Below are 10,373 nucleotides of genomic sequence, written 5' to 3'. Positions count from 1 at the left end.
AAGGCCTTGCGGACACGAGAGACGACCTGGGTGGCGAGGAGGGAGTGGCCACCGAGGGCGAAGAAGTCGTCGGAGACGCTGACGGAGTCGAGGTGGAGGACCTCTGCCCAGATGGCGGCGAGGCGAGCCTCGGTGGGGTTGCGAGGTGCGAGGAAGGAGTCGGTGGGGCCAGAGTCGGGAGCCGGGAGCGCCTTCCTGTCGAGCTTGCCGTGGGTGTTGATGGGCAGAGCGTCGAGGGCGACGAAGGCCGAGGGCACCATGTACTCGGGGAGGCTGAGCAGCAGCTCCGCGCGCAGTGAGGAGGTGTCGACGGAAGCCGGGGTGACGTAGGCGACGAGGCGCTTGAGGCCGGGGACGTCCTCGCGGACGAGGGCAGCGGCGTGGTGGACGGAGGCCAGCGCTTCGAGAGCGGCTTCGACTTCGCCCAGCTCGATGCGGAAGCCGCGCAGCTTCACCTGGAAGTCGATGCGGCCGAGGTACTCGAGGTGGCCGTGGGCAAGCCACCGAGCCTTGTCACCGGTTCGGTAGAGGCGAGCGCCAGGGACGGAAGAGAAGGGATTGGGGACGAAGCGCTCGGCGGTGAGGTCCGGGCGGAGGTGGTAGCCGCGAGCGAGGCCGTCGCCGCCGATGAAGAGCTCACCAGGGACGCCGATGGGGGCGGGGTGGAGCGAGGCGTCGAGGATGAAGGTGGAGACGTTGGAGAGCGGCCCACCGAGTGCGGGACGCGCAGAGGAGCGGATGGAGAGCGCGGTGGTGTCGACGGTGGCCTCAGTGGGCCCGTAGACGTTGAAGGCGCTCAGGGAGGGCGAAGAGGAAAGCGTCGCCCAGAGAGCGTCGTCGATGGCCTCACCGCCAATGAGGAGACGCAAGGGGCGCTGAGAAGAAGCAAGGCCCTCGTCGAGGAGGTGGCGGAGGTGAGAAGGGGCGCAGTCGAAGACGTCGAGCTGGTGCTTCTGAATCCAGGAGAGAAGCAGCGGGACGTCTTCGCGAGCGGCCTGAGGGACGAAGCAGAGGCAATGGCCCTGGGCGAGGAAGACGAGCTGCTTGACGGAGGCGTCGAAGGAGAGGGGCGCGTTGAGGGAGATGCGGAGCGGGCGCTGGACGTCGGAGTAGACGGCAGAGGAGAGGGCGGAGAGGAGATTCACCACGGAGGAGTGGTGGACCATGACGCCCTTGGGACGTCCGGTGGAGCCGGAGGTGTAGATGACGTAGGCGAGGTGAGAAGGAAGGGAGACGCGAGGAGGGTTGGAGGTGGGGAGCGCGGCGAGAGAAGCGCGCAGTGCGGCGTCATCGAGGCAGAGGGCCGAGCAGGAGGCCGAGTCGAGACGAGGCAGGAGGTGGGACTGGGTGAGGACGAAGGGAGCGCCGGAGTCCTGGAGCATGAAAGCCAGGCGCTCGCGAGGGTAGGCGGAGTCGAGAGGGACGTAGGCGGCGCCGGCCTTGAGGATGGCGAGGAGGGCGACGAGGGAGTCGACGGAGCGCTCCAGGCAGAGGGCGACACGGACTTCGGGCCCGACACCACGGGCGCGCAGCAGGTGGGCGAGCTGGTTGGAGCGGTGGTTGAGCTGAGAGAAGGAGAGAGAGGCGGAGTCGTCGAGGACGGCGAGGGCGTCGGGCGTGAGAGCGGCCTGGGCCTCGAAGCGCTCGTGGAAGGCGCCAGTCCAGGGCATCTCGCGGCGGGTGTTGTTCCACTCGACGAGCACCTGACGGCGCTCCTCAGCCGGCAACATCGGCAGCTCGCTCAGCCGCGACTCCGGTGTGGTGACGGCGGCGTCGAGGAGGGTGCCGAAGTGCGCGACCATTCGGGCGATGGTGGACTCGTCGAACAAGTCCGTCCGGTAGCCCAGCGCGCCTTCCAGTCCCTCGCCCAGCGTCAGGGTGAGGTCGAACTTCGCGCCCGGCGCTCCCGAGTCGAAAGCCTCCAGGCGAAGCGGTGACGTCTCCGCCGTGCTCCCAGGCACTTCCATGCTCGTCGTCGGTGCGTTCTGCAGGACGAGCATGACCTGGAACAGCGGCGAGTGACTGAGGGTGCGGTGAGGGTTGAGTTCCTCGACGAGCTTCTCGAAGGGGACGTCCTGATGCTCGTAGGCGCCGAGCGTGGTGCGTTTCACCTGCGCGAGCAGCTCGCGGAAGCGGAGTCCCGGCAGGAGCTGCGTGCGCAGCACGAGGGTGTTCACGAAGAAGCCGATGAGCCCCTCTGTCTCCGCTCGGGTGCGTCCCGCGATGGGGGAGCCGACGGAGAGGTCGTCCTGCCCGGAGTAGCGGGAGAGGAGGAGCTGCCAGACGGCGAGCAACGCCATGAAAGGCGTCACGCCTTCGCGCTGGCAGAACGCGAGGAGTCGCTCGTTCACGGAGGGAGGCAGGCGCACGGGGAAGGAGGCGCCTCGGTTCGATTGGACTGGCGGACGCGGCCGGTCGGTGGACAGCTCCAGGAAGGGAGGCGCGCCGGAGAGCTGCTGTCTCCAATAGGAGAGCTGCTGCTCCAACGCGTCGTCACGCAGCCAGGAGCGTTGCCAGGCGGCGAAGTCCGCGTACTGCACGGGGAGGGCTTCCAGCCGAGGCGACTGCCGGGTGGCGTGCGCGGAATAGAACTCCGCCAGCTCACGGAGCAGGATTCCCGTGGACCAGCCGTCGGAGGCGATGTGATGGACCGTCCCGACGAGGACATGGCGCTGTGCGTCCAGCCGCAGCAGCAGCACGCGGAAGATGGGGCCGTGCTCCAGGTCGAAGGGCCGTGAGGCCTCCTCGCTCACCAGTCGGCGGGCTTCGACGAGCTTCGTATCTTCCGAGAGGGACTCCAGCTCCCTCACCGTGACAAGCATGGGCTTGGGGGCGTGGATGTGCTGACGCGGCTCTCCGTCGCGCGTCACGAACGTGGTGCGCAGGGATTCGTGGCGCTCGACGAGCGACGTGAAGGCGCCCTGGAGTGCGTCCACCTCGAGCGGCCCTTGCAGGAGCAGGGCGAGGGGAATGTTGTAGGTGGAGCTTCCGGGCTCGAGCTGGTCGATGAGCCACAGGCGCTGCTGCGCGAAGGACAACGGCAGCTCGCCCGTGCGCGGCACCAGGACGAGCGGAGGCCGCACCGTGCCCTTGCCCGCGCGGGTCGCCGCATCGAGCCGCCGGGCCAGCGCTTCGATGGTGGGGGCCTCGAACAGCTCCCGCAGCGCCAGCTCCACCTTGAAGGTGTTGCGGATGCGCGAGACGAGCTGCGTGGCGAGCAGCGAATGTCCGCCGAGCGCGAAGAAGTCGTCCTCGATGCCGACCTGTGGGACGCGAAGGACCTGCGCCCAGATAGAGGCGAGCAGCTCCTCGGTGGGCGTGCGCGGCGCGACGTAGGTGGAGGAGGGAGCAGAGAGCACGGCCTCGGGAGGAGGCAGTGCCTTGCGGTCGATCTTCGCGTTGGCGGTGAGAGGGAGCGCGTCCAGGCGGAGCAGGGACGACGGCACCATGTACTCAGGGAGCCGAGACTTGAGGAAGGCTCGGAGGGAGACGGCGTCCAGGTCGTCGCCGACAAAGTAGCCGACGAGCCGCTTGTCGCCCGGAGCGTCCTCGCGAGCGATGGCGATGGCCTCGCGGATGGAGGGATGCGCGAGCATCGCGGCTTCGACTTCGGGCAACTCGATGCGGAAGCCGCGCACCTTCACCTGCGCGTCGGCGCGACCGATGAAGGCGAGCGTCCCGTCGTGGCTCCAGCGGACAAGGTCGCCGGAGCGATAGAGGCGCGCCCCAGGGACGGAGGAGAACGGGTCCGGGATGAACCGCTCCGCGGTGAGTGAAGGCTGGCCGACGTAGCCGCGAGCCAGGCCGTCACCACCGATGAAGAGCTCACCGGTGATGCCGATGGGGACGGGCTGAAGCGAGGCGTCGAGGACGAGCAGGCGGGTGCCGTTGGTGGGCTTGCCGATGGGCACCGTTGCGCCAACGTCCTCGGGCCGAGCGACCAGGAAGGTCGTGGCGAAGACGGTGGTTTCCGTCGGGCCGTAGCAGTTGGTGACGGAGACGCCCCAGTCCTGCAACGCGCGTCGGACATGAAGGGGCGAGACGATGTCGCCGCCAGTGAGGACGCGCTGGAGGGAAGGAGGCGCGGGGAGACGACTCTCGACGAGCTGGGAGAACAGACCGCTGGTGGCCCAGAGCGTGGTGACGCCGTGTCGAGCGACAGTCTGGAAGAGTTCCTCGAGCGAGGGGGCCTGAGGAGGGAGGACGACGAGGCGAGCGCCGTGGAGCAGTGCGCCCCAGATTTCGAACGTGGTGGCGTCGAAGGAGATGGGAGCGAGGAGGAGGTGGGTCTGCTCGGGCCCGAAGCGGGTGTAGTCGACGCCGACGAGGATGTGGATGACGCCGCTGTGGGTGCAGCCAACGCCCTTGGGCTTGCCGGTGGAGCCGGAGGTGAAGTCGATATAGGCGAGCGACTCGGGGAGGGCGGAAGGAGGCAGGGCCCGGGTGGGGCTGTGGGCCAGCGACACTTCATCCAGGAGGACGCACGTCAGCCCGTCGGTGGGAAGCTTGTCCAGGAATGCGCGGGTGGAGACGAGGACCTCGGGCCGCGCGTCCTCCATCATCGAAGCGAGACGCTCGCGCGGATACTTCGTGTCGAGGGGGACGTAGGCGGCGCCAGCCTTGAGGATGGCGACGAGGGCGATGATGAGTTCGGCGGAGCGGTCGACGGCGATGGCGACGCGGGAGTCGGTGCGGACGCCGAGCGAGCGCAGGTGCCAGGCGAGCTGGTTGGAGCGCTCGTCGAGCTGACGGTAGGTGAGGGAGGTGTCACCGAAGAGGAGCGCGACGGAGTCGGGTGCGCGCGCGACGACATCGGCGAAGACGGCGGGCAGGGTGGAGTCCGGCGAGACGAGCGCGGGAGCCGAGGCCCAGTTGGTGAGGACGTCTCGCCGCTCCTCGACGGTCAGCATGGAGTGGGTAGCGAGCGGAGCGTCGGGCCGGGCGACGACCGCTTCGACGAGCAACTCGAAGTGCCGCGTCATGCGCTCGATGGAGGCTCGCTCGAACAGGTCCGTGTTGTAGGTCAGCGCGCCGAAGAGGCCGTCCGGCCCGTCCACGAAGTGCAGCTCGAGTTCGAACTTGATGACGGTGGCTTCAACCTCCACCGGACTGAGCGACAGCTCCTGCTTCTGGAGGGCCGACGCGGGTGTGTTCTGGAGCGCGAAGAGGACCTGGAACAGCGGGCTGCGGCTCAGGTCTCGACGAATCTGAAACTCCTCGACCAGGCGCTCGAAGGGGACGTCCTGGTGCGCGTAGGCCCCCAGGGCGGTCTCCTTCACCTGCCGCAAGAGCTGGAGGAACGTCGCGTTCGTGTCGATGCGCGCGCGGAAGACGAGCGTGTTGACGAAGAAGCCGATGAGCCCTTCGAGCTCCGCGCGCTGGCGACCCGCGATGGGTGAGCCGACGGCGATGTCGTCCTGCCCGGTGTGACGGGACAGGAGCAACTGCCATGCGGCGAGCAGCGCCATGAACGGCGTGATGCCTTCACGCTGGCACAGCGTCTTGAGCCGCTTGGAGACCTCTGGCCGCAAGGTGACGAGCACCTGGGCACCGGTGAAGGTCTGCACGGGAGGACGCGGCTTGTCGAGCGGCAGGTCCAGCGTGGCCACACCCATCAGGCGTCCGCGCCACCATGCGAGCTGCTGCTCCAGCACTTCGCCCTGGAGCCAGTCGCGCTGCCAGACGGCGTAGTCGGCGTACTGGAGGGACAGGGGCGGAAGCGGCGACGGTGCCCCCATCGCGAAGGCCCCGTAGAGGGTGGCGACCTCCTGGGTGAGCACGCCCATGGACCAACCGTCGGAGACGATGTGGTGCATGTTGAGCGCGAGGAAGTGCTCGGTGGGGGACGTCTCCAGCAGCAGGGCGCGGACGAGCGGGCCGGTGGAGAGGTTGAACGGACGCAGGTACTCCTCGCGCAGCAGTCGCTCCACCTCCTGGCGGACGGCGTCCGGCGTCTGCCCCTGGACCTTCACCACGGTCACCGGCAGCTCCGCGTGCGGGGCGACGATCTGGAAGGGCTCGTCGTTCTGCTGGAGGAACGTGGTGCGCAGGGCCTCGTGGCGCCTCACCAACTCGGCGAAGGCCCGCTGGAGCGCGGACAGATGAAGCGCTCCGTCCAGTCGGACGAAGGAGGGCATGTTGTACGTCGCGCCGCCGGGCTGGAGCTGGTCGAGGAACCAGAGGCGTTGCTGCGCGAAGGACAGCGGCAGCGGTCCCGTGCGGGGCACTGGAACCAACGCGGGCGGCTGCCGGTTCCGCGACGTCATCAACGTGGTGTCGATGCTCGCCGCGAGGGCGACCACCGTGGGTGCGCCGAAGACGGTGCGCAGCGGCAGCTCCACGCCGAACGCGGACCGCACACGCGACACGACCTGGGTGGCGAGCAGCGAGTGCCCGCCGAGCGCGAAGAAGTTGTCGGTGACGCTCACTCGCGGCACGTGCAGGACGTCGGCGAAGAGCGCGGCGAGCTTCTCCTCCAATGGAGTGCGGGGCGCGGCGAAGGCCGCACCTCCGCGCAGACTCTCCGCATCGGGCACGGGCAGGCGCTTGCGCGCGAGCTTGCCGCTGGGCGTGAGGGGCAGCGCGGGCAGCGCCACGAACGCGGACGGCAACATGTACTCGGGCAGGCGCTGGAGTACGAACGCGCGCAGGGCCTCGGTGTCGAGCGTGGCGTCGGGCGAGACGACGACGTAGCCGACCAGTCGCCTGTCGCCCGGCACATCCTCGCGCACGATGACCGCGGCATCACTCAGCCCCGGCGCGGAGCGGAGCACGGACTCGACTTCACCCAGCTCGACGCGGAAGCCGCGCAGCTTGACCTGGGAGTCGAGCCGCCCGAGGAAGTCGAGCGTGCCGTCCGCGCGCCACCGCGCCGCGTCTCCGGTGCGATGGAGCCGCGCGCCCGGCACCGTCGAGAAGGGGTCGGGGACGAACGCCTTCGCGGTGCCTTCTGGCTGTGACAGGTAGCCGTGCGCCAGGTGGGTGCCACCGATGTACAGCTCTCCCGAGACGCCGATGGGCACCGGATGTCCGAGTGCATCCAGGACGTAGAGCCGCGTGTGGCCGACCGGCCCGCCGATGGACGGAAGCCGGGGCCAGGACGTGGGAGTGCCCTGGAGTCGGAAGGCGGAGACGACGTGCGCCTCGGAAGGACCGTACTGGTTCTCCAGGACGCTGCCCGGCAGCTTCGCGAAGAACGCTGCGACGGTGTCGCTCACCTGGAGTTGCTCACCCGCCGTCACCACTTCCCGCAGCGCGGAGGGCAGGGTGGCGCCATGCGAGACAGCGTCGGCGATGGCCTGAAGGGCGGCGAAGGGCAGGAAGAGCCGCTCGACGCGCTGCTGCTGCATGAAGTCGAGCAGCGCGGGGATGTCCTGGCGCAGTCCTCCGGTGGGAAGCACGAGGGTGCCGCCCGCCCACCAGGTGCAGAACATCTCCTGGACGGAGACGTCGAAGTTGAGCGACGCGAACTGCAACGTGGTGGCGCGCGGCTGGGGAGCGCGCTTCAGCTGCCACATGAAGAGCGCGCTCAGCGCGCGGTGGGGCATGACGATGCCCTTGGGCACCCCCGTGCTCCCGGACGTGTAGATGATGTAGGCGGGGCTCTCCGCCGAGACGTCGAGACCTGGCGCGCGTCGGGACTGGCCGGCGACAACGGCCGCGTCGATGTCCACCAGCAGGACGCGAGCGCCGCCCTCGGTGGGTAGCGACGCCGCGAGCCGGGAGTGGGTGAGGATCACTAGCGCGCGCGTGTCCGCGAGCATGAAGGCGAGGCGCTCGGCGGGATAGCTGGGGTCGAGCGCGACATAGCTGGCCCCCATCTTGAGCGTGGCCAGGACGGCCACGGCCATGTCGAGCGACTTGTCCAGGCAGATGCCGACGATGCTCCCCGGCGTCACGCCTCGCGCGAGCAGGTGGTGCGCGAGCTGATTGGCCCGCGTGTCCAGCGCCGCGTAGGTGAGCGAGTCGGTGCCGTCGGTGACGGCGATGGCGTCGGGCGTGCGAAGCGCCTGGGCCTCCACGGGTGCGTGGAGCGTGGTGGGCGCGAAGGGCTCCCGCGACGTGTCGTTCCAGGAGACGAGGACCTGGCGACGCTCGGGCTCCTCCATCATCGGCAGGCGCCAGACGGGCTGGCTCGGGTCCTCGACGGCGGCTCGCAGCAGGCGCACGAACTGGTCCGCCATGCGCTGGACCGTCGCCGTGTCGAAGAGGTCGGTGTTGTATTCGAACACCGCGTTGAACACGTTGCCGTCGTCGGACGCCAGCAGCGAGAGGTCGAACTTGGCGGTGCCGCTGATGGCATCCAGCGGACGGACCTTGAGCGGCGCGTCGGGGTCTTCCTGTCCCTGCGTCTTCGGCGTGTTGTGCAGGGCGAGCATCACCTGGAACAGGGGCGTGCGGCTCTGGTCCCTCTCGGGACGCAGCTCGTCCACCAGCTTCTCGAACGGGACGTCCTGGTGCGCATAGGCACCGAGCGTCGTCTCGCGCACCTGGGCCAGCAGCTCGCGGAACGTCATGCGCGGGGTGAAGCGGGCGCGCAGCGCGAGCGTGTTGGCGAAGAAGCCGATGAGGCCTTCCAGGTCCGCCCGCATCCGGTTGGCGATGGGCGAGCCGACGATGATGTCGTCCTGCCCGGAGTAGCGCGCGAGCAGCGTCTGATAGGTGGCCAGCAGCACCATGAAGGGCGTGACACCCTCCTGGTGGCACAGCGCGTGGACGGCGGGCGCGAGCGCGGCGGGAAGGTCGACGCGCAGCATGTCCCCGCGCAGCGACTGGATGGGAGGCCGCGGCCTGTCGGTGGGCAGCTCCAGCGCGTGCGGCGCGTCGGCCAGTTGGGTGCGCCAGTAGGCGAGCTGTGACTCGAGCACGTCGCCCGTCAGCCAGCCGCGCTGCCAGACGGCGAAGTCCGCGTACTGCACGGGCAGCTCCGGCAGCGGCGAGGGCCGGCCGAGCGCGAACGCCAGATAGAGGGCGGGGACCTCTTGCGAGAGGACGCCAATGGACCAGCCGTCGGAGATGACGTGGTGATTGACGATGAGCAACACGTGCTCGTGCTCATCGAGCGTCAAGAGCCGCGCGCGCAAGAGCGGGCCGGTGGCCAGGTCGAAGGGCGTGCGCGCTTCCGCGTCCGCCAGTCGCTGCGCCTCCGCGTCGCGCGCCTCCGGGGGAAGGGCGCGCAGGTCGTCGACGGAGATGGTGAACGGCGCGGGCGGTGAGACGGCCTGGACGGGGCCGTCCTGCAGCGAGCGGAAGCGGGTGCGCAGCGTCTGGTGACGCCGCGCCAGCTCCGTGAAGGCGCGCTCTAGCAGCGAGTGCTCCAGCGGGCCCGTGAAGCGCAGGCCGTAGAACATGTTGTAGGCGGGACTGCCGGGCTGGAGCTGATCCAGGAACCAGAGCCGCTGCTGCGCGTACGACAGCGGCGCGCCGTCGCCGTGACCCGTGGGGATGGGCCCGGTGAGGGACTGGCCGGACTCGAAGAGCCGCGCCGCCAGCGCCTTCACGTGGGGCTCGCGCAAGAGCGAGTGTCCGTCTCCAGGCGTGTCGTCGACCTGGGCGCCCTCCTCCGCGAGCACCGCCCAGCCCTTGTCCTTCTCCACGTCCGCGGCGTCCACGACTTCGGCGGAGCGAACGATGCGCGCGGAAGCGGCAAAGGCCTCGGGGACGTAGCGACGCGCGGCGCGCACGTGGGCGGAGAAGAGCTTGAAGCGCGCGCGCAGGAACTCGAGCGTCGTGGCCGCGGGCAGCAGCCCCTGGCGCGTGCCCTCCGCGTGCAGATGCACCAGCAGGGGCTCGGGGTCCTTGCCCGTGGTGAGCGCGGCGGGATGCTCGAGCGGGGGCAGGCCCGCCTGGAGCGCCAGCTCTCGCGCGAAGAGGGCGGCGTGCGCGGCGAGCGCCTGGGCGGAGATGCTCCTGTCGGGTGACGCGGGCGGCGGCTCGATGAGCGTGAGCCGCGCGACGTGGCCGTCACGCTGGAGGAGGCGCGCCATCTCCCACGCGATGACCGCGCCGAGCGCCCAGCCCGCGAGGTGATACGGCCCTTCGGACCGCTCCGCGCGCAGGGCCTCCACGTAGAAGACGGCCATCGCCTCCAGCGACTCCAGCGGCGCGCGCCCGTCGTCCAGGCCTCGCGCCTGGATGCCGACCACGGGCTGGGACGCCGGAGCGTGGCGGACCAGCTCCGCGTAGCAGTCCAGGCGGCCGTCCATCGGATGCACGAGGAAGAGCGGGCTCGCCGCGTCGTTCCCCGCGCGCAGGGGCACCAGGGGAGAGGCGGAGGGGCTCGCTTCGGATGGGATGACGGGCCCGACGGACGTCGGGGAGTCGTTGCGCGTGCTCACGGAGTACTCCAGTCAATTCATTGCGCGGGGCCGGGA

General features: G+C 69.8%; 1 protein-coding gene. It reads right to left on the bottom strand.

All coding sequences use genetic code 11. The features are described from left to right. On the bottom strand, positions 1-10,337 hold a 10,337-nt coding region (locus HUA74_RS30105; protein WP_174457289.1), incomplete at its 3' end, for a non-ribosomal peptide synthetase. Between the last annotated feature and the right edge of the window lie 36 nt (positions 10,338-10,373).

The organism is Myxococcus sp. CA051A (assembly GCF_013336705.1).
Taxonomy (GTDB): Bacteria; Myxococcota; Myxococcia; order Myxococcales; family Myxococcaceae; genus Myxococcus; species Myxococcus llanfairpwllgwyngyllgogerychwyrndrobwllllantysiliogogogochensis.
This window is presented reverse-complemented; position numbering and strand designations above follow the sequence as displayed.